The 19,280-nt window shown below is 67.1% G+C and carries 21 protein-coding genes; 16 read left to right on the top strand and 5 right to left on the bottom strand.

Translation table 11 applies throughout. From position 1 onward, the window contains the following. Positions 1-11 precede the first annotated feature (11 nt). Together FOC84_RS31705 and FOC84_RS31700 are read left to right on the top strand one after the other, a co-directional pair. Positions 12-482 carry a DUF2846 domain-containing protein gene (locus tag FOC84_RS31705; protein ID WP_173149353.1) on the top strand — a complete coding sequence of 157 codons (471 nt, stop codon included), beginning with the start codon at positions 12-14 and terminating at the stop codon, positions 480-482. Between the two features lie 96 nt (positions 483-578). Further along, positions 579-1,058 carry a DUF2846 domain-containing protein gene (locus tag FOC84_RS31700; protein WP_173149351.1) on the top strand — a complete coding sequence of 160 codons (480 nt, stop codon included), beginning with the start codon at positions 579-581 and terminating at the stop codon, positions 1,056-1,058. Between the two features lie 50 nt (positions 1,059-1,108). Here FOC84_RS31700 and ppsR read toward each other — a convergent pair whose 3' ends face one another. Then, positions 1,109-1,936 carry a posphoenolpyruvate synthetase regulatory kinase/phosphorylase PpsR gene (gene ppsR, locus FOC84_RS31695; RefSeq protein ID WP_173149349.1) on the bottom strand — a complete coding sequence of 276 codons (828 nt, stop codon included), beginning with the start codon at positions 1,934-1,936 and terminating at the stop codon, positions 1,109-1,111. Positions 1,937-2,128: 192 nt separating this feature from the next. Here ppsR and ppsA point away from each other — a divergent pair, with 192 nt between their 5' ends. Next, a complete protein-coding gene (gene ppsA / locus FOC84_RS31690) occupies positions 2,129-4,495 on the top strand; it encodes a phosphoenolpyruvate synthase (protein WP_173149347.1) in 2,367 nt (788 codons plus the stop codon). An 85-nt stretch (positions 4,496-4,580) separates the two neighbouring features. Here ppsA and FOC84_RS31685 read toward each other — a convergent pair whose 3' ends face one another. Together FOC84_RS31685 and FOC84_RS31680 are read right to left on the bottom strand one after the other, a co-directional pair. Further along, positions 4,581-5,423, bottom strand: coding sequence for a bifunctional transcriptional activator/DNA repair enzyme AdaA (locus tag FOC84_RS31685; protein WP_173149345.1), 843 nt, complete (start codon positions 5,421-5,423; stop codon positions 4,581-4,583). Between the two features lie 101 nt (positions 5,424-5,524). After that, on the bottom strand, positions 5,525-6,262 hold the full coding sequence (locus FOC84_RS31680) for a glutamine amidotransferase (RefSeq protein WP_173149343.1): 738 nt from the start codon (positions 6,260-6,262) through the stop codon (positions 5,525-5,527). A 169-nt stretch (positions 6,263-6,431) separates the two neighbouring features. Between FOC84_RS31680 and FOC84_RS31675 the strand changes: the two genes are divergently transcribed. The 3 genes from FOC84_RS31675 to FOC84_RS31665 all read left to right on the top strand — a co-directional run bounded on the left by FOC84_RS31675 (position 6,432) and on the right by FOC84_RS31665 (position 9,106). Continuing rightward, entirely contained in the window at positions 6,432-6,866 is a 435-nt protein-coding gene (locus tag FOC84_RS31675) for an NfeD family protein (protein ID WP_088140186.1), read from the top strand. 100 nt (positions 6,867-6,966) lie between these two features. Further along, on the top strand, positions 6,967-7,893 hold the full coding sequence (locus FOC84_RS31670; protein ID WP_041655510.1) for an SPFH domain-containing protein: 927 nt from the start codon (positions 6,967-6,969) through the stop codon (positions 7,891-7,893). 25 nt (positions 7,894-7,918) lie between these two features. Continuing rightward, entirely contained in the window at positions 7,919-9,106 is a 1,188-nt protein-coding gene (locus FOC84_RS31665) for a GGDEF domain-containing protein (RefSeq protein WP_173149341.1), read from the top strand. Between the two features lies 1 nt (position 9,107). Here the strand turns inward: FOC84_RS31665 and smpB are convergent, their stop codons facing one another. Then, positions 9,108-9,581, bottom strand: coding sequence for an SsrA-binding protein SmpB (smpB, locus tag FOC84_RS31660; protein WP_006223414.1), 474 nt, complete (start codon positions 9,579-9,581; stop codon positions 9,108-9,110). Between the two features lie 104 nt (positions 9,582-9,685). Here smpB and FOC84_RS31655 point away from each other — a divergent pair, with 104 nt between their 5' ends. The 7 genes from FOC84_RS31655 to FOC84_RS31625 all read left to right on the top strand — a co-directional run bounded on the left by FOC84_RS31655 (position 9,686) and on the right by FOC84_RS31625 (position 15,167). Continuing rightward, positions 9,686-10,120 carry a type II toxin-antitoxin system RatA family toxin gene (locus FOC84_RS31655; protein ID WP_006223413.1) on the top strand — a complete coding sequence of 145 codons (435 nt, stop codon included), beginning with the start codon at positions 9,686-9,688 and terminating at the stop codon, positions 10,118-10,120. Next, complete coding sequence (locus FOC84_RS31650) at positions 10,110-10,457, top strand: RnfH family protein (RefSeq protein ID WP_173149339.1); 348 nt, start codon at positions 10,110-10,112, stop codon at positions 10,455-10,457. Before FOC84_RS31655 ends, FOC84_RS31650 begins: the two co-directional genes overlap by 11 nt. A gap of 193 nt (positions 10,458-10,650) precedes the next feature. Then, the gene (locus FOC84_RS31645) at positions 10,651-11,805 is read left to right on the top strand and encodes an acyl-CoA dehydrogenase family protein (RefSeq protein WP_173149337.1); all 1,155 of its coding nucleotides are present in this window, start codon (positions 10,651-10,653) and stop codon (positions 11,803-11,805) included. Further along, entirely contained in the window at positions 11,802-12,977 is a 1,176-nt protein-coding gene (locus FOC84_RS31640; protein ID WP_173149335.1) for an enoyl-CoA hydratase/isomerase family protein, read from the top strand. The genes FOC84_RS31645 and FOC84_RS31640 overlap by 4 nt, the downstream gene beginning before the upstream one ends. A 98-nt stretch (positions 12,978-13,075) precedes the next feature. Continuing rightward, positions 13,076-13,966 (top strand): 3-hydroxyisobutyrate dehydrogenase, encoded by an 891-nt coding sequence (gene mmsB / locus FOC84_RS31635; RefSeq protein WP_173149333.1) that lies wholly within the window; start codon positions 13,076-13,078, stop codon positions 13,964-13,966. Position 13,967: 1 nt separating this feature from the next. Further along, complete coding sequence (locus FOC84_RS31630; RefSeq protein ID WP_173149331.1) at positions 13,968-14,405, top strand: PaaI family thioesterase; 438 nt, start codon at positions 13,968-13,970, stop codon at positions 14,403-14,405. A gap of 72 nt (positions 14,406-14,477) precedes the next feature. Continuing rightward, the gene (locus FOC84_RS31625) at positions 14,478-15,167 is read left to right on the top strand and encodes a VIT1/CCC1 transporter family protein (protein ID WP_173149329.1); all 690 of its coding nucleotides are present in this window, start codon (positions 14,478-14,480) and stop codon (positions 15,165-15,167) included. A gap of 76 nt (positions 15,168-15,243) precedes the next feature. Here FOC84_RS31625 and ygfZ read toward each other — a convergent pair whose 3' ends face one another. Further along, positions 15,244-16,245 carry a CAF17-like 4Fe-4S cluster assembly/insertion protein YgfZ gene (ygfZ, locus tag FOC84_RS31620; RefSeq protein WP_173149327.1) on the bottom strand — a complete coding sequence of 334 codons (1,002 nt, stop codon included), beginning with the start codon at positions 16,243-16,245 and terminating at the stop codon, positions 15,244-15,246. A 152-nt stretch (positions 16,246-16,397) separates the two neighbouring features. On the opposite strand from ygfZ, the gene mltG reads away from it, so the two are divergent. Genes mltG through holB form a run of 3 tightly spaced genes read left to right on the top strand, consistent with a single transcriptional unit; the run spans position 16,398 to position 19,272 of the window. After that, complete coding sequence (gene mltG, locus FOC84_RS31615) at positions 16,398-17,564, top strand: endolytic transglycosylase MltG (RefSeq protein WP_173149325.1); 1,167 nt, start codon at positions 16,398-16,400, stop codon at positions 17,562-17,564. Then, positions 17,561-18,184: a dTMP kinase gene (gene tmk / locus FOC84_RS31610; RefSeq protein WP_173149323.1), complete on the top strand. Its 624-nt coding sequence runs from the start codon at positions 17,561-17,563 to the stop codon at positions 18,182-18,184. Before mltG ends, tmk begins: the two co-directional genes overlap by 4 nt. Continuing rightward, positions 18,181-19,272 (top strand): DNA polymerase III subunit delta', encoded by a 1,092-nt coding sequence (gene holB / locus FOC84_RS31605; protein ID WP_173149321.1) that lies wholly within the window; start codon positions 18,181-18,183, stop codon positions 19,270-19,272. The genes tmk and holB overlap by 4 nt, the downstream gene beginning before the upstream one ends. The last annotated feature ends 8 nt before the right edge of the window (positions 19,273-19,280 follow it).

Genomic DNA, 19,280 nt, shown 5'->3' with positions numbered 1-19,280 from the left:
AAGGACGGGACATGAAAAGCGGGATCAAATCGAGTCTTGCCGCGCTGGGCGCGGCCGTGTTGCTTGCTGCTTGTGCCGGCCCCCGGTATGGCGACGTGGCGGACCGCATTCCGGCGCTGGAAGCTGCCGAAGGCCGGATCTACTTCTACCAGCCCGTGACGCCCAACGGCGACAAAGTCGCGCAGCCCGCGATCCTGGTCGATGACCGCAAGGTCGGACGTTCCAAATCCGGCCGCTTCTTCTTCGTGGACCGCGCGCCAGGCGAAGTGGAAGTCATTACCGCCACCGACCGCAAGGAGCGCAAGGACGCGCTCAAGGTCCCGCTGGCCGCCGGACAGACCCGATACGTGCGCGTGGATGTCGCGGGCGGCCGGCAGGTCCTGCGGCTGGAGGCCTCCGCTGACGAAGCCGTGCAGGCCATGAAGGACCTGCGTTATTGGGGCGCGGGGCATCGCGACCGCGAGCCGCTGCGCTATGAATAAAACTCCAATATGTAGGTTTTGGTTTTATCTACATACCTGCTCGCGTCGGGCCATCGAGCTGACGGCCTGCGAAGCGGGCAAATCGGAGAAGACGGAATGAAGCGCAGGTTCAAGATGGTGGCGGCCGCCGTGCTGGGCGCGGCCTTGTTGGCGGGTTGCGGCGGTCCTCGGTACAAGGAGGTCGCCAGCTCCATTCCCATGATGGTGCCGGAAACGGGTCGCATCTACTTCTACCAGCCGCCGGCGCCGGTTGGCGTGGTGTCGGCCCAGCCGTACCTGCGCGTGAACGGCCTGAAGGTCGGCCGTTCCAAGCCGGGCAGTTTCTTCTATGTGAACCGGCCCGCCGGCCAGTACGTGGTCGACACTTTGCGCGACGACGAAAAACTGTCGTTCACGCTGGCCCCGGGCCAGACCCGCTACGTGCGGTTGAGCATCGAAGGCGTGAGCGGCAATTCGTCCAACATGGGTCGCCAGGAAATGCGCCTGGAAGAGTCGGAGGCGGCCGCCCAACAGGAAATGGGGCCGCTGCAATACTGGGGCGCCGGGTCGCGCGAACGCGTCAAACTGCGCCCCTGATCTGGACCATGTCTTGTAAAAGGGCGCGCCATTGGCGCGCCCTGTCGTTTTCAGCCCCGGTCCAGGCCCACTTCCTGCAACACCGTCGTGGCGATCTCCTCGATCGATTTGGTGGTGCTGGACAGCCAGGAAATGCCCTCGCGGCGCATCATCCGTTCGGCCTCGGCCACTTCGTAGCGGCATTGCTCCAGCTGCGCGTAGCGGCTGTTGGGGCGGCGCTCGTTGCGGACTTCGGCCAGGCGTTCGGGCTGGATCGACAGGCCGAACAGCTTGCCGCGATGCGGGGCGATGGTCGAGGGCAGGGTGCCGCGCTCGAAATCGTCCGGCGTCAGGGGGAAATTGGCCGCCTTGATGGCGTATTGCATGGCCAGGTACAGGCTGGTGGGCGTCTTGCCGCAGCGGGACACCCCGACCAGGATCACGTCCGCCTGATCCAGCTGGTTCACGAACTGGCCGTCATCATGCGCCAGGCTGAAATTGATGGCGTCGATGCGGTTGCGGTACTTTTCCGAATTGGCCTGCATGTGCGAGCGGCCGATGGAATGGCTGGACTTCAGGCCCAGCGCCTGTTCGATATGGCTGACGAAGGTGCCGAACAGGTCCAGGAAAATTCCGTTCGCCTGGCGAACGCGTGCCAGGATATCGGGGTTGACCAGGGTGCTGAAGACGATCGGGGGGACGCCCGCCTCCAGGGCGCTGCGGTCGATCCGCATGGCCACTTCCGCCGCCTTTTCCAGCGTGTCGACAAAGGGCAGGCGGACAGGCTTGAAATCGACCTCTTCAAACTGCGAAAGCACTGACTGGCTGAAGGTTTCTGCGGTGATGCCGGTACTGTCGGAAACGATGTATACCGTGCGTACGATCGGGGTAGATGTCATGTGTAAAAAATTCCAACCAGGCAGATGGCCGGACGTACTCCACCGAGTACAATCAGGCCCCTATAAGTCACCCCAAGGGCGGTCCAAGGCCAGTTTGGTCAGCGCGTAAATTGGGGCTGTGATCCGGCTGTGATCCAGCTTCCTGATGCATTGACCAAACTCGCTTTCATTCCATTGTAAAAGGTGACTTCAATGTCGTACGTTGTTTTGTTCGAGCAGCTCCGCATGACGGATGTGGACTCGGTAGGAGGCAAGAACGCATCACTAGGCGAAATGATCAGCCAGCTGTCTGGCGCGGGAGTCCGCGTGCCGGGCGGCTTTGCCACGACCGCTGACGCCTTCCGCGACTTCCTCAAGGCCTCCGGCCTGGACAAGCGCATTGCTGAACGCCTGACCACGCTGAACCCCGAAGACGTGCGCGAACTGGCCAACGCCGGTTCGCAGATCCGTCAATGGATCGTCGACGCGCCGTTCTCGTCCGAGTTCGAATCGCAGATCCGCACCGCCTTCTCCAAGCTCGACGCTGACGGCAAGGGCTCGTTCGCCGTACGTTCCTCCGCCACTGCCGAAGACCTGCCCGACGCCTCGTTCGCAGGCCAGCAGGAAACCTTCCTGAACGTCGTCGGCATCGAAGACGTGCTGGACAAGATCCGCCACGTCTTCGCGTCGCTGTACAACGACCGCGCCATTTCCTATCGCGTGCACAAGGGCTATGCCCACGCCGACGTCGCGCTGTCGGCCGGCATCCAGCGCATGGTGCGTTCCGACAAGGGCAGCGCCGGCGTCATGTTCACCATCGACACCGAATCGGGCTTCCAGGACGTGGTGTTCATCACCTCGTCCTACGGCCTGGGCGAAACCGTGGTGCAGGGCGCGGTCAATCCCGACGAGTTCTACGTCTTCAAGCCGACGCTGGCCCAGGGTCACTACCCGATCGTCGGCCGCCGCATCGGCTCCAAGCTGATCAAGATGGAGTTCGATCCCGAGCGCCCCGAAGGCCGCGCCGTGCGCACGGTCGACGTGCCGGTGTCAGAGCGCAACCGTTATTCGTTGACGGACGACGAGGTCAACGAGCTGGCCCGCTATGCCGTCATCATCGAGAAGCACTACCAGCGCCCGATGGACATCGAGTGGGGCCGCGACGGCGTCGACGGCAAGATCTACATCCTGCAGGCGCGCCCGGAAACCGTGAAGTCGCAGCAGGGCGTCAACGACGTGCAGCAGCGCTACCGCCTGAAGGCCACCGGCCAGGTCCTGATCACCGGCCGCGCGATCGGCCAGAAGATCGGCGCGGGCCCCGTGCGCGTGGTCGGCGACATCTCCGACATGGACCAGGTCCAGCCTGGCGACGTGCTGGTCACCGACATGACGGACCCCAACTGGGAACCCGTGATGAAGCGGGCGTCCGCCATCGTCACGAACCGCGGCGGCCGTACCTGCCACGCGGCGATCATCGCGCGCGAACTGGGCATCCCGGCTGTCGTGGGTTGCGGCAACGCCACCGACCTGCTGAAGCAAGGCCAGGCGGTGACCGTGTCTTGCGCTGAAGGCGACGAAGGCCGCATCTATGATGGCCTGATCGAGACCGAAGTGGAAGAAGTGCGCCGTGGCGACATGCCCCCCCTCGATCTGAAGATCATGATGAACGTGGGCAACCCGCAGCTGGCGTTCGACTTCGCCCAGATTCCGAACGGCGGCGTGGGCTTGGCGCGCCTGGAATTCATCATCAACAACAACATCGGCATCCACCCGAAGGCGGTGCTGGACTACCCGAACGTCGACGGCGAACTGAAGAAGGCCGTGGAATCGGCAGCCCGCGGCCATGCCAGCCCGCGCGCGTTCTTCGTCGAGAAGATGGCCGAAGGCGTGGCCACCATCGCTGCGGCCTTCTATCCCAAGCCCGTCATCGTGCGCATGTCGGACTTCAAGTCCAACGAGTACCGCAAGCTGGTCGGCGGTTCGCGCTACGAGCCCGAGGAAGAGAACCCCATGCTGGGCTTCCGCGGCGCGTCGCGCTACATCGCCGAAGACTTCGCCGAGTGCTTCCGCATGGAATGCGAAGCGCTGAAGAAGGTGCGCGATGAAATGGGCCTGACCAACGTCGAGATCATGGTGCCGTTCGTGCGTACCGTGGGCCAGGCGGAAAAGGTCGTCAACCTGCTGGCCAAGCACGGCCTGGCCCGCGGCGAAAATGGCCTGAAGCTGATCATGATGTGCGAAGTGCCGTCCAACGCCATCCTGGCCGACGAGTTCCTGCAGTACTTCGACGGCTTCTCGATCGGTTCGAACGACATGACCCAGCTGACGCTGGGCCTGGACCGCGATTCGGGCATGGAGCTGCTGGCCGCCGACTTCGACGAACGCGACGAGGCCGTGAAGTTCATGCTGCGCCGCGCGATCAAGGCTTGCTTGGCCGCCAACAAGTACGTGGGCATCTGCGGCCAAGGCCCCAGCGACCATCCGGACTTTGCGCAATGGCTGAAGGACGAGGGCATCCTGTCGATGTCGCTCAACCCGGACACCGTTGTGGATACGTGGCAGCGCCTGGCCAAGAACTGATCGGACTACCGATGTGAAAACCCCGCGCCTGAGAAGGCGCGGGGTTTTTTTATGGGCGGGCGGCGCGTATGCCTGGCACTGCCCGCTATGCCGCCAGCGCTTCGCGCGCGATCAATTCGCGCTTGCGGTCTATGCCCCAGCGGTAGCCGGCCAGCGAGCCGTCGGTGCGGACCACGCGGTGGCAGGGGATGGCCAGCGCGATGTTGTTGGTGGCGCAGGCGCGGGCCACGGCGCGCACGGCCCGCGGCGAACCGATGCGTTCGGCGATGTCGGTGTAGGTGGCGGTTGCGCCCACGGGGATCTCGCGCAGGGCTTGCCATACCTGGCGCTGGAAGGCCGTGCCGCGCACGTCCAAGGGCAGGTCCAGGCCGCGGGCAGGGTCTTCGACGAAGCCCACCACGGCCGCCACCCAGCCTTCGAACTGCGCGTCCGCGCCGATCAGGCGGGCGGCCTTGAAGCGGTCCTGCAGGTTGCGCACCAGTTGTTCAGGGTCTTCGTGCAGCGCGATTTCGCAGATGCCGGTGTCGCTGGCCGCCACCAGCAGCGCGCCCAGGGAGCATTGCGCCACCGCGAAGCGGATATCCACGCCCTCGCCACTCTTGCGAAAGGCGGTGGGCGTCATGCCCAGGATGGCCGGGGCGGCTTCGTAGAAGCGGCCGCTGGAGTTGAAGCCGGCGTCGTACATGGCGTCGGTGACGCTGGCGCTCCGCTTGAGCTGTTGGCGGGCACGGCCTGCGCGCAGGGCGTCGGCGTAGGCCTTGGGGGTGATGCCGGTGGCCGCCTTGAAGACGCGGTGGAAATGGAAGCGGCTCATGCCGGCCTGCTCGGCCAGGGTGGACAGATCCGGCGGCTGCTCGGCTTCCAGGGCGCGGCAGGCGCGTTCGACGGCGGCGGCGTGCTGTTTGCTCAGGGCGGCGGCTTGGTTCATGAAAAAGCTCCTGTTGCGCATGGATTCACGCGCTTGGACCCATCGTCTCAAAAGCCTGCCGCCGCCGCACTCCGTATGTTGCGCGGCGGCCGCGCCAGGTGCTACGCGGGCGCGTAGGCGTCCAGAAAGCGCCGCAGCAGGCCGCCTGCCACGGGCGTGGCGCGGACGTTGGCGGACAGGCCGGGGACGTCCAGGTTTTCAGCCGCATAGCGGCGGCCGAAGCGTTCCAGGTGGGCGCGGATGAAGTCGGGGCCGAATTCAGGGTGGAACTGGGTCGAGAACACGTTGAGGCCGATGCGGATCATCTGGTGTTCGTCCAGGTCCGAGCGCGCCAGCACCGCAGCGCCAGGCGGCAGTTGCAGCACGGTCTGCGCATGCAGCATCTGGGCGGGGAAGGTGGACGGCAGTCCGGCCAGCAGCTTGTCGCCCGCCGCGGGCGGCAGCAGTTCCACGGTCTGGGTGCCTACCTCGCGCCCGGCGGGGTTGTATCCCACCTTGCCGCCCAGCGCGTAGGCCAGCAGTTGATGGCCGTAGCACACGCCGAACATGGGCAGGCCGGCCGCGGCGGCTTCGCGCAGCCAGGCGGCAGTGTCCTCGCTCCAGGGCTCCTTGTCGGTCACCATGGCGGGCGAACCCGTGATCAGCGCGGCGCGATAGCGGGCGGGGGCCTGCGGCCGCTTGCCCTCGTGGACGGGCACGATTTCCATGGTTTCGGCGGTCAGGCCGGCGGCCTGCGCGAGTTGTTCGGCATAGCCGCCGAACTGGCTTTTGAGCGTGTCGTCCGGATCGCCGGTGTGCAGGATCAGGACGGGGAGAGCGGAGGGTATTGCAGCGGTCATTGGGGGCTTGTGCGTAGAGGATGCGGGCGCCGGGTTCCAGGGGGAGATCCACCGCCAGCGCACATCATAATCCAGCGCTCCGATCCATGATGAAAGCCGCTTTTCCGTTCCGTCCCGGAAATACGTACAATTCCGCTCAGATACTCATCCTTTCGGGCGAACAAAGACTATGTGGATTTGGCTGGGATTGGCCGCGCTGGCCCTGATCGGGGAATTGGCGACTGGCACTTTCTATCTGCTGCTGGTGGCCTTGGGGCTGGCGGCCGGGGGCGTGGCCGCATGGTTCGGCGCGGGCCTGGAGTGGCAGTTGGTGGGCTGCGGCATCGTGTTGCTGCTGGGCCTGCTGGTGCTGCGCAAGACCCGCGTGCTGAAAAAGCGCGAGGTCGATTCCGCCCGCAATGCCGACGTCAACCTGGATATCGGCCAGACGGTGTCGGTCGAGGCCTGGTCCGACCAGGGCACCGCGCGCGTCTGGTACCGCGGCGCGCACTGGCAGGCGGAGCTGGCCCAGGGCCAGGCGCCGGTGGCCGGAGAACAAACCATCATTGAAATGCGCGGCTCGATCCTGGTGCTGGCCCCCAAGGGCGCACCCGGCTTGGCCTGAGCAAGGCCGGCCCGCCGCGGGCGGGGCCGGCTGCGGACGTCCGCAAGGTCTGGACGGTTTCCGCATATGTACTTACCAGAAGGAGAGGCTCCGAATCATGATGATCGATACATCCACCATCGTCCTGCTCGTCATCGTCGCGCTGGCGATACTGATAGTCATCAAAGCGATCGCCATCGTGCCTCAGCAGCACGCCTGGGTGGTCGAGCGGCTGGGCAAATTCGATCGGGTGCTGTCGCCCGGCGCGGGCTTCGTCATCCCGTTCATCGAGCGCGTGTCGTACAAGCACTCGCTCAAGGAAATCCCGCTGGACGTGCCCAGCCAGGTCTGCATCACGCGCGACAACACGCAGCTGCAGGTCGACGGCGTGCTGTACTTCCAGGTGACCGATCCCATGCGCGCGTCGTATGGGTCGTCGAACTACATCTCGGCCATCACGCAGCTGGCGCAGACGACCCTGCGTTCGGTCATCGGCAAGATGGAACTGGACCGCACCTTCGAAGAGCGCGACTCCATCAACAGCAACATCGTCGCTTCGCTGGACGAGGCGGCGCTGAATTGGGGCGTGAAGGTGCTGCGCTACGAGATCAAGGACTTGACCCCGCCCAACGAGATCCTGCGTTCGATGCAGGCGCAGATCACCGCCGAGCGTGAAAAGCGCGCCCTGATCGCGGCCTCCGAAGGTCGCCGCCAGGAACAGATCAACATCGCCACCGGCGAGCGCGAAGCCGCCATCGCTCGTTCCGAAGGCGAGAAGCAGGCGCAGATCAACCAGGCGCAGGGCGAGGCCGCCGCGGTGCTGGCGATCGCCGAGGCCACCGCCAAGGCCATCACCCAAGTGGCCGACGCCGTGCGCCAGCCGGGCGGCATGGAAGCCGTCAACTTGAAGGTGGCCGAGCGCTACGTCGAGGCTTTCGGCAACGTCGCCAAGGAAGGCAACACGCTGATCCTGCCGGCGAACCTGGCGGACGTGGGCGGCATGATCGCGTCCGCCATGACGATAGTGAAGTCCACCCGCAACAGCTGATAACCGCGCCCGGCGGCGCCTGACGATGATCGCTCCCGTTAACTTGCTTCTGATAGCGGCATTGGCGGGAGTGCTTGCGCTGTGCGTGCTGGGGTCCCTGGCCCGCAGCGGCATGGCGGGCATCAAGGAGGCGATCCGCGCCAACCTGCTGACGCTGGCGGCGTTCGGGCTCTATGCCTTGCAGGTCACCGAGGCGCCGCTGTGGATATCGGTGATGGCCGCCAATACCGCCGTTGCCCTGGCGCTATGCGCGTACTACACGGGGTTGCGCCGGCTGGTGGGCCTGACAGTACCCAAGCGCCTGATGGCGCTGGCTTGCGGCATGACCTTGCTGGCGCTGGCGTTCTACACCTACGTCGATCCCCTGGTCGGGCCGCGCATGGTGGTCATGTCCTGGCTGATGTTCGGGTTCATGGTGGCCATCGCCATGACGGTCAAGCGCGGCATGCCGATGAACCGGTCGCGCTACAGCTACCACTTCGTGCGCGTGGTGGCCCTGATCTCCGCGCTGGTGTGCGCAACGCGGGCCATCGTCTACATGTTCGACATCGCCATCGCGCAGGCCCTGCTGCTGCCTTCGGCATGGAACATCGCGTTCATGACGCTGGGCGTGCTGACGATGCCATGCCTGACCCTGGGCACCATCATGATCATCCACGACCGCATGCTGGCCGACCGCGAGCAGGAGGCCAGCACCGACTTCCTGACGGGCCTGATGTCGCGCAAGGCATGGTGGCTGCAGGCCGAGCGCTATTGCGCGCAGGCCCTGCGCACGCGGCGGCCGCTGACGCTGCTGTTGCTGGACATCGATCATTTCAAGCGCATCAACGATACCCACGGCCACGCGGCCGGCGACGCGGTGCTGCGGCATTTCGGTCTGCTGGCCACCGCCACGCTGCGCACCGGCGACCACGTCGGGCGCGTGGGCGGCGAGGAGTTCGCGGTGCTGTTTCCAGACATGCGCAGCGACGCGGTGTTGGATGTGGCAGAGCGGCTGCTGGATTCGGTGCGGCGCACGCCCTGTGCGCACGGCGGTAGCACCATTTCCTATACGTTCAGCGCCGGGGTGGCGGACTGGATGCCCGGAGAGAGCCTGCAGGCGTTTTTCGAGCGGGCCGACCGCAAGCTGTACGCGTCCAAGGCGGCGGGGCGCAACCGCATCACGGGCCCGGGGCAGGAGTCCGACCGCCAGGCGCTGCCCGAGGCCGCCTGAATCAGTCGTCCTTGTCCTTGCGCGGGGCGCGGGTGTCGTGCTTCATGATGCGCTCTTTCTCACGCTGCCAGTCCTTTTCGCGCGCGGTGTCGCGCTTGTCGAACAGCTTCTTGCCGCGGCCCAGTGCGAAGTCCAGCTTGATGCGCCCGTTCTTGTAGTGCAGGTTGAGCGGCACCAGCGTATAGCCGCGTTGCTCGACCTTGCCGATGAGCTTGCTGATTTCCTCGGCCTTGAGCAGCAGCTTGCGCGTGCGCATGGCGTCGGGGTGGATATGGGTGGAGGCCGTGGGCAGGGGGCTGACGTGCATGCCCAGCAGGTAGAGCTCGCCGTCGCGCACGATGACGTAGCTTTCCTTGAGCTGCACGCGGCCATCGCGGATCGCCTTGACCTCCCAGCCTTGCAGCACCAGGCCGGCCTCGTAGCGGTCTTCGATGAAATAGTCGTGCGTGGCCTTGCGATTGTCGATAATGCTCATAAAGCCCTTGTGCCTGGGTGCCGCGCGCCATGGCTAGGCGGATTCTGGCCCCAGGTCGTGTTGTGCCGGTAAAATCGTGCCATTCTAGCCATTTGCGATAGTCGATGCACAAAGTACAACGATCCGTCCTGGTGCCTTACAGCGCCGCCCAGATGTTCGATCTGGTCGCCGACGTGGAGAAGTACCCCGAGTTCATGCCCTGGTGCGGCGGCGCCGAGGTGCAGACCCGCGACGAGCACGGCATGCAGGCCTCCATCCTGATCAGCTTCGCGGGCATGAAGCAACGCTTCACCACTCGCAACACCCATGTCTATCCCGACCGGATCGACCTGGAGCTGGTCGACGGCCCGTTCTCCAGCCTGGTGGGGCACTGGGAGTTCCAGCCGCTGGCCGAGGATGCCTGCAAGGTCCTGTTCACCATGGAGTACGCGTTTTCCAACCGGGCGCTGGAAATGGTGGTGGGGCCGGTGTTCAACCGCATCGCCACCAGCTTCATCGATTCCTTCACCAAGCGCGCGCAGGCCAAGTATGGCGAATGAGCCGTCCGCGGGGCCGCAGATCGGCGTCAGCGTCTGCTATGCCTTGCCGGGCCATGTCTGGCTGCGTGAATTGCGCCTGCCCGACGGCGCCACCGTGGCCGACGCGCTGGCGGCCAGCGGCTTCGCCCAAGCCTTTCCGGTGGTGCAGCCCTGGACCCGCGGCGTGGGCATTTTCGGCCGCGCCACCGAGCCGCAGGCCAGGCTGGCCGACGGCGACCGCGTGGAAATCTACCGCGGCCTGAGTTTCGATCCCAAGGAATCGCGGCGCCGGCGTGCCGAGCACCGCCGCGCCAAGACGGCGAAGAATGGCAGGATTCGCCCGGCCGGGCTGCTGTAGCGAAGTGCCGCCGGGGCGGCCGACGCCCCGCACAATGTCGCGAATAGGACAAATTCCGCCGCCGCTTCGGGCGTAACATAGGCATCGTCACGCATTTACGTTTACGTCAACGTCATGTCAAAATCGACGGGCTGGCGTTCACGAGACGGCAGCAACGCCAACAGACAATACTCAGTACAACAGGAGACAGGCTGTGGACTTGGAACTGACCGACGAGCAACGCGCTTTTGCGCAGGCGGCGCGCGACTACGCCGAGGGCGAACTGGCGCCCAACGCCGCGCGCTGGGACGCCGAAGGCATCTTCCCGCGCGAAGCCTTCGCGCGGGCGGGCGAGATGGGGTTTTGCGCCATTTACGCCAGCGAGGACATCGGCGGCCTGGGCCTGCCGCGCCTGGACGCCACCCTGGTGTTCGAGGAAATGGCGGCGGTGGACCCGTCGACCACGGCTTTCCTCACGATCCACAACATGGCCACCTGGATGGTCGGCAACTGGGGCCAGCCCGCGCTGCGCGAGGCCTGGGGGCCGTTGCTGGCCAGCGGCCAGAAGCTGGCCTCCTACTGCCTGACCGAGCCGGGCGCGGGCTCGGATGCCGCATCGCTGTCGACCCGGGCGCAGCGCCAGGGCGATGATTACATCGTCAACGGCGCCAAGGCCTTCATTTCCGGCGGCGGCGACACGGACCTGCTGATCGTCATGGCGCGCACCGGCGGCGAGGGCGCGGGCGGCATCAGCGCGTTCGCCATTCCGGCCGACAGCGAGGGCATAGGCTACGGCCGCAAGGAAGAGAAGATGGGCTGGAACAGCCAGTCCACGCGCCCCATCACCTTCGAGAACGTGCGGGTGCCTGCCGCCAACATGCTGGGCCAGGAGGGCGAGGGCTTCAAGATCGCCATGAAGGGCCTGGACGGCGGACGCATCAACATCGGCACCTGCTCGGTGGGCGCGGCGCAGGGCGCGCTGGACGCTGCCCGGCGCTACATGGACGAACGGCGCCAGTTCAACCGCCGCCTGGCCGAGTTCCAGGCCCTGCAATTCAAGCTGGCCGACATGGCGACGCACCTGGTGGCGGCGCGCCAGATGGTGCGCCTGGCGGCCTGCAAGCTGGATGCGGGGGCGCCGGACGCGGCGACCTATTGCGCCATGGCCAAGCGCTTCGCCACCGACATGGGTTTCCAGATTTGCCTGGACGCGCAGCAGATCCACGGCGGCTACGGATACCTGCGGGACTATCCCTTGGAGCGTCTGGTGCGCGATACTCGCGTTCATCAGATTCTGGAAGGGACCAACGAGATCATGCGCGTGATCATCGCCCGCCAATTGTTGGAAAAAGGAGCCGACATAAGATGAATGCACCGGTGCTGTTCGAAGAAAAAACCGCTGCCAATGGAGTACGGTTCGGGATCGCGACGTTGAATTCGCCGCAGACCCTGAACGGCCTGTCGCTGGAAATGGTGGACCTGCTGGCCGAGCGCCTGGACGCCTGGGCACGCGATCCCGGCGTGGCCCTGGTGGTCCTGCAGGGCGCGGGCGACAAGGCATTCTGCGCGGGCGGAGACCTGCACGGCCTGTACCGCAGCATGACTGAAAACGCCGGCAAACCGGGCTGGAACAACGCCTACGCGCGCCGTTTCTTCGAGCACGAGTACCGCCTGGACTACCGTATCCACACCTATCCCAAGCCGGTGCTGTGCTGGGGCCATGGCATCGTCATGGGCGGCGGCATCGGCCTGATGATGGGCGCCAGCCACCGGGTGGTCAGCGAGACCTCCCGCCTGGCGATGCCGGAGGTCACGATCGGCCTGTTCCCGGACGTGGGCGGCAGCTGGCTGCTGAACCGCATGTCCGGCCGGATCGGACTGTTTCTGGCGCTGACCGGCGCGCAGCTGGGCACGTCGGACGCCATTTTCGCCGGCCTGGCGGATTTCCGCCTGGACCACGCCGATTGGCCCAAGCTGCTGGCGTCGCTGGAACAGCAGCCCTGGGCGGGCCAGGCCGCGGACGCGGCGGAGGACGCCATCCCCCCGCGCTCGATCAACGATGGCCTGCTGCGCCGCGCGCTGACGGCGCTGGAGCCCAAGACGCCGCTTGCGCCCGGTCATCTGCGCCAGCACTCGTTCCTGATCAACAGCCTGTGCAACGGCAACCGCCTGGACGACATCTACGAAGAACTGGCCGCGCTGAAGGACCACGAGGATCCGTGGCTGGCGCGCGCGGCGCAGACGATGCTGGCCGGCTCGCCCGGATCGGTGCGCCTGTCGTTCGCGCTGCAGCAGCGGCTGCGCCTGCGTTCGCTGGACGACGTGTTCCGCGCCGAGTACATCGCGGCGCTGGCCTGCACCGGCCATGGCGATTTCGCCGAAGGCATTCGCGCCTTGCTGATCGACAAGGACAAGAAACCACGCTGGAATCCCGCCGTCATCGATATGGCGACCGACGCCTGGGTGCAGAAATTCTTTGACGAGCCCTGGCCCGAGGGCGAGCCCCATCCGCTGGCGGATCTGGGGCAGGAAGGGCGCTAGGCGCCGCGCGGCGGCGTATCGGCCGCCGCCTGCCGGCGAAGCAACGCAGTACACGATGATTTCACACCTATAGCTATAGCAACAGGAGACAAGACATCATGAGCAGCATCGCGTTTATCGGTTTGGGCAATATGGGCGGGCCCATGGCATTGAATCTGGTCAAGGCCGGACATAGCGTGACGGTTTTCGACCTGGTGCCGGCAGCGGTGAAGACCCTGACGGACGCTGGCGCCCGGGCCGCCGCGTCCGCCTCGGAAGCGGTCAAGGGCGCCGAGGTGGTGATCTCGATGCTGCCCGCCAGCAAACACGTCGAAGGGCTGTACCTGGGCGAGGACCTGCTGGGCAAGATCCCGTCGAGCGCGCTGGTCATCGAATGCAGCACCATCGCGCCGGACTCGGCGCGCAAGGTGGCGCAGGCGGCGGACGTGCGCGGCATCGCCATGATCGACGCGCCGGTTTCGGGCGGCACCGGCGGCGCTGTCGCGGGCACGCTGACCTTCATCGTCGGCGGCCAGGCTGCCGCGCTGGAGCGCGCCCGTCCCGTCCTGGAAAAGATGGGCAAGAACATCTTTCATGCCGGTCCGGCCGGCGCCGGCCAGGTGGCCAAGATCTGCAACAACATGCTGTTGGGCATCCTGATGGCGGGCACCTCCGAAGCGCTGGCGCTGGGCGTGGCCAACGGGCTCGATCCCAAGGTGCTGTCGGACATCATCGCCAAGAGCTCCGGGCGCAACTGGGCGACGGAGCTCTACAACCCCTGGCCCGGCGTGATGGAGCATGCGCCGGCCTCCAAGGGCTATGCGGGCGGTTTTGGCGTGGACCTGATGCTGAAGGACCTGGGCCTGGCGGCCGAGGCCGCCTTGTCGGCGCGGGCCTCGATTCCGCTGGGCGAGCTGGCGCGCAACCTGTATTCGCTGCATAGTTCGGGCGGTTCGGGCAAGCTGGACTTCTCCAGCATCGTCAACCTGGTCAAGCGCGAGCAGGACTGACATGGCGCCATTGCAAGCGCAGCGGGACCCGGCCGCAAGGGTCCAGGAGAGCTTCGCCCGGCAAAGCATCATGACTTTGCTGGGCGCGGAGCTGGCCGTGGTCGAGCCGGGCCGGGTGGACATCGTGCTGCCTTACCGCGCCGACCTGTGCCAGCAGAACGGCTTTCTGCATGCGGGCATTTCCACGACCATCGCCGACAGCGCCGGCGGCTATGCCGCCTACACCTTGTTCGCGCCGGGCGAGGACGTGCTGACCTCGGAGTTCAAGATGAACTTCCTGGCGCCCGCCAAGGGCAGCCGCTATGTGGCCAGCGGCCGCGTGGTCAAGCCTGGCAAGCGCCTGTCCGTCTGCCAGGTCGAGGTGCATGCCTACGACGGCGAGCAGGCCACGCTTTGCGTGATAGGCTTGCTTACCGCGGTGCGCGTGACGCCGCGCTGAATCCTGCGCGCTGCGGGTCCTTGGTAGCCGGATCCGCAGCGCGTTCATCGCGCGGTGCATGGGTTTCTGGCAATGCCTCCAAAAGAACATCATCGGATTTTCCGCAGCAACTGGCTGCGCGCGGCCGTGCTGGGCGCCAACGACGGCATCGTGTCCACCGCCAGCCTGATTACCGGCGTGGCGGCGGCCCAGGCCACGCATGGCGCCATCCTGACCTCGGGCGTGGCCGGGTTGGTGGCCGGGGCCTTGTCGATGGCGGCGGGCGAGTACGTGTCGGTGCGGTCGCAGGCCGACACCGAGGCCGCCGACCTGCGCATGGAACAGCGCTCGCTCAAGCGCAATTCCAACGAGGAACTGGCCGAGCTCATCGACATCTACGTGGCGCGCGGCTTGACCCGCGAGCTGGCCGAGCAGGTCGCGCGGCAATTGACCAGCCACGATGCGCTCGACGCGCATGCCCGCGACGAACTGGGCATCTCCATGCATAACCGTGCCCGTCCGGTGCAGGCCGCCGTGGCGTCCGCCGCATCGTTTGCGGGCGGCGCGGCCTTGCCGCTGGCCGTGGCGGCGACGGCGCCCTTGCCGCAATTGATTGTCTGGGTCATCGGCGCATCGGTCGCCTGTCTGGCCGGCCTGGGCGCCCTGGCCGCGGGCGCGGGCGGCGCGCCCAAGGGGCCGGCCGCGTTGCGGGTGACAATCCTGGGCGGCTTGGCGATGGCGGCGACGGCGGGCGTGGGCGCGCTGTTCGGCGTGGCGGTGTAAGGGCAAAGGCCGGCCTGAGCGCATCCGGCCCGGGGTAACCGGGCGGGCTCAGGCGCCGGCTCGGCGGCCCCTGGTTTTACGGCGTGATGGAGTAGGGCAGCGCAACGGCCGAAATGCGCGGGCCGTCCGCGGCGCCCAGGCGCAGGTCGCCTTCGGGCAGCGCCGCCAGCGTGGTTTCGAACAGCACCGAGACGACGCCTTGTGCGCCGGCCGCGTCCACGATCCGGCCGGTGGGTTCGCCGGGCTGGGTGGCGTCGTAGACGTCCACGCCGGCCAGCGCCTGGTCCTGGACGGCGGCGTCGGCGATGGTGCCGTAGGCCATGCGGCGCTTGACCGTGCCGCGATAGTGGCTGCGCGCCACCACTTCCTGGCCCGGATAACAGCCCTTGGTGAAGCTGACGCCCTGGATCAGATCCAGGTTGACCGTCTGCGGGATGAAGACGTCCTGCGTGGCCGCGGTGATCCACGGGATGCCCGCGGCCAGGTCGGCGGCGTGCCATTGCGCGGCGGGCGCCAGGCCCAGCGCGCCGGCCAGCGCGGCCGACTGCTCCAGTTGTGCGTCGGAGGCGATCCACCACCAGCGCAGGCGCGCGTCGGCGGACGGCGCGGCGATCCAGGTGCCGGACGGCAGGTCGACGCGTTGCCAGGGCGTGCGCGGCAGCGCGCCGGCGGCGGCTTCCAGTGCAGCCAGGTCCGCGACCGAGGCCGTGACGCCCGCCACGTGCAGCGGCGTGGCGGCGAGCTTGGCCTTGGCGCGCAGCACGAACATCGACAGGCGCTTGAGCAGCGCCTGGGCCAGATCCTGGCGCACCAGGCCGTAGAGCTGGGGCGCGTCGTCCGCAGCGCCGGGGGCGCCGCGCCACATTACCAGGGTGGCCAGCAGGCGGCCCTTTGCGGTGCAGTAGCCGGCCAGGCGGGCGGCGTCCTGGGGCAGGCCGGTGACGTCCTGCGTGAGCTGGCCGTGCAGGAAGGAAAGGGCGTCCGCGCCGGATGCGGCAAAGACCAGGAAGTCGTCCAGCGGCGCGATTTGCGCGCAACCTTCTGCGCGGGCGGGAATCGAAGAATGGAAAGCGTGCATGGAGGCGGTGTTATCGCGTCATCAAAGTGCTGATGATAGCCGTGTTCCCCTCCAGGCTGGGCCATGTCCCCGTCGCGCGCAGGGACGCGCGCCGCGTTCTGCCCCTCTTTAGCCGCGACAGGTCCGCGCGATCAATTAAACTTCCGACACTTATGAAGAAGCGACTCTTTTTTTACGTCCTGTGGTTTTTTCTGTTGATCGCGCTGGCGGCCGCCGCGGCCGTGGGCGGCGCCTGGTATTGGGCGCACAAGCCCATGCAGTTGCCGGCCGACAGGATAGATTTCGTGGTGGATCCGGGCAGCAGCCCGCGCACGGTGGCGCGCGCGCTGAACGAGGCCGGCGTGCCGGTCTGGGAGCCTGGTTTCGTCTGGATGGCGCGTCTGTCCGAACTCGACAAGCAGATGAAGGCGGGCGGCTACCAGGCCATCAACGGCGATACGCCGTGGAAGCTGCTGGAACGCCTGGCGCGCGGCGACATGACGCAGCGGCAGATCACCTTCCTGGAAGGCTGGACCTACCGCCAGATCCGCCAGGCGCTGCGCGCCAACCCGGACGTCAAGCAGACGCTGGGCGAAACCACCGATGAAGAATTGATGGAACGCCTGGGGTCCGACATCAAGCAGCCGGAAGGGCTGTTCTTCCCGGATACCTACATCTTCACGCCCGGCAGCACCGACTACGACCTGCTGCGCCGCGCCTACCAGGAAGGCCAGCGCATCCTGCAGGACACCTGGGCCAAGCGCCAGCCGGACCTGCCGGTGACCACGCCCTACGAGGCCCTGGTGCTGGCTTCCATCGTGGAAAAGGAAACCGGCCATGGGCCGGACCGCCGCCGCGTGGCTGGCGTGTTCACCAACCGGCTCAAGATCGGCATGCTGCTGCAGACCGACCCGACGGTGATCTACGGCATGGGCGATGCCTACCAGGGCCGCATCCGCAAGCGCGACCTGCAGACCGACACGCCGTGGAATACCTACACGCGTCCGGGCCTGCCGCCCACGCCGATCGCGGCTCCCGGCCGCGCGGCGCTGCTGGCGGCGGTGCAGCCGGAACAGCACAAGTTCCTCTTTTTCGTTTCCCGCGGCAACGGCACCAGCGAGTTTTCGGTCAACCTGAACGAGCACAACCGCAACGTTTCCCGCTATATCCTGGGCCAGGGCCAGAATGCCGCGCCCAGCCCGGCCTCGAACCGCGGCGCAGCCAACGGCAGCCCGGCCAATGGCTCGGCCGCTCCCGCTAGCCCTGCGCCCGCCGCGGCCGCGGACACCCCGCCCGAGCCGGACCAGGGACAGGCACAAGCACAAGGACAAGACCAATGACCACGCGCGGACGCTTTATCACGCTGGAGGGCGTGGACGGCGCGGGCAAGAGCACGCATACCGTCTGGATCGCCGATTTCCTGCGCGCGCAGGGCTTGGACGTGGTGTCCACCCGCGAACCCGGCGGCACGCCGTTGGGCGAGAAACTGCGCGCCTTGCTGCTGACCGACGCCATGGGCTTGGACACCGAGACGCTCTTGATGTTCGCCGCCCGCTGCGAGCACCTGCACCAGGTCATCGAACCGGCCCTGGCGCGCGGCGCCTGGGTGGTCTGCGACCGCTACACCGACGCCACCTACGCCTACCAGGGCGGCGGCCGCGGCCTGGGCGCGGCGCGCGTGGCCGCGCTGGAAGCCTGGATGCAGGCCGGCCAGCCCGACCGCACCTGGCTCTTCGACGTGCCGCTGGAAGTCGCGCGCGCCCGGCTGGCCGACGCGCGCGAGCCGGACCGCTTCGAGCGCGAGGGCGCGGCCTTTTTTGAGCGCACCCGCGAGGCTTACCACGCGCGCGCCGCGGCCGATACGCAGCGCATCCGCATCGTCGATTCGACCCAGTCCATCGCCCAGATCCGTACCGGCCTGGAGGCGGGGCTGCGCGAACTGCTGGGGCAGCCGGCATGAACGCGACCCGCGCCGCCAAAGACGAGGACGCCACGGCGTCCAACGCGCCGCAATTCCTGCCCTGGCAGGCCGAGACGGCGCGCAACTGGCTGGGCAACCGCGACCGCTTCGCGCACGCCTGGCTGGTCCACGGACTGGCCGGCATCGGCAAGCTGGATTTCGCGGTCGCCGCGGCGGCCAGCCTGCTGTGCGAAACCCCGGACAACGGATTGGCCTGCGGCCGTTGCGCCGCCTGTGCCTGGTTCGCCAGCGGCAACCATCCCGACCTGCGCCGCATCCGCCCCGAGGCCGTGGCCGTGGAAGAGGGCGCGGACGCCGCCGAGCCCTCGGAAGACGCCGAGCCCGCCACGGGCACGGCCAAGCGCGCGCCGTCCAAGGAAATACGCATAGACCAGATCCGCTCGCTGGAGTCCTGGTTCAACACCGCCACGCACCGCGGCGGCTGGCGCGTGGCGCTGCTGTACCCGGCCCATGCGCTGAACGTGGTGTCGTCCAACGCCTTGCTCAAGGTGCTGGAAGAGCCGCCGCCGCACACGGTCTTCCTGCTGGTCGCGGACGCGCCGGACCGGCTCTTGCCCACCTTGGTGTCGCGCTGCCGGCGCCTGCCGCTGCCGGCGCCGGACGCCGACACCGCGCTGCAATGGCTGCGCGAACAGAACGTGGAGCCGGCTCGCGAATGGCTGGCTGCCGCGGGCGGTGCGCCGCTGGCGGCGCTGCGCCTTGCCCAGTCGGGCGAGGCGGCTTGCCCGCCGTGGTTGACGCAACTGGTCGGCCCGTTGTCCAAGGGCCAGTCGCCCGATGTGGGCACGCTGGCCGAGGCCCTGGAAAAGGTGGCGGCGATCGAATGGATCGACGCCTTGCAGCGCCTGTATACGGATCTGATGCTGGCCAGCGCCGGGGCGCCCGCACGCTACTTCCCGGCGCTGGGCGGCACGGTCGCGCAGGTCGCCACGCGCATGAACCCAGCCAAGGTGGCCGAGGCCGCACGCTGGCTGACGCGCCAGCGCGCGCTGGCCACCCATCCCTTGAACGCCAAGCTCTTCGCCCACGCGACCTTGCAGCGCGTGGTGCTATCCTGCCTGGCGTAAGCCCTTGA

Origin of the sequence: Achromobacter pestifer (assembly GCF_013267355.1) — a bacterium.
Classification (GTDB): domain Bacteria; phylum Pseudomonadota; class Gammaproteobacteria; order Burkholderiales; family Burkholderiaceae_B; genus Achromobacter; species Achromobacter pestifer_A.
This window is presented reverse-complemented; position numbering and strand designations above follow the sequence as displayed.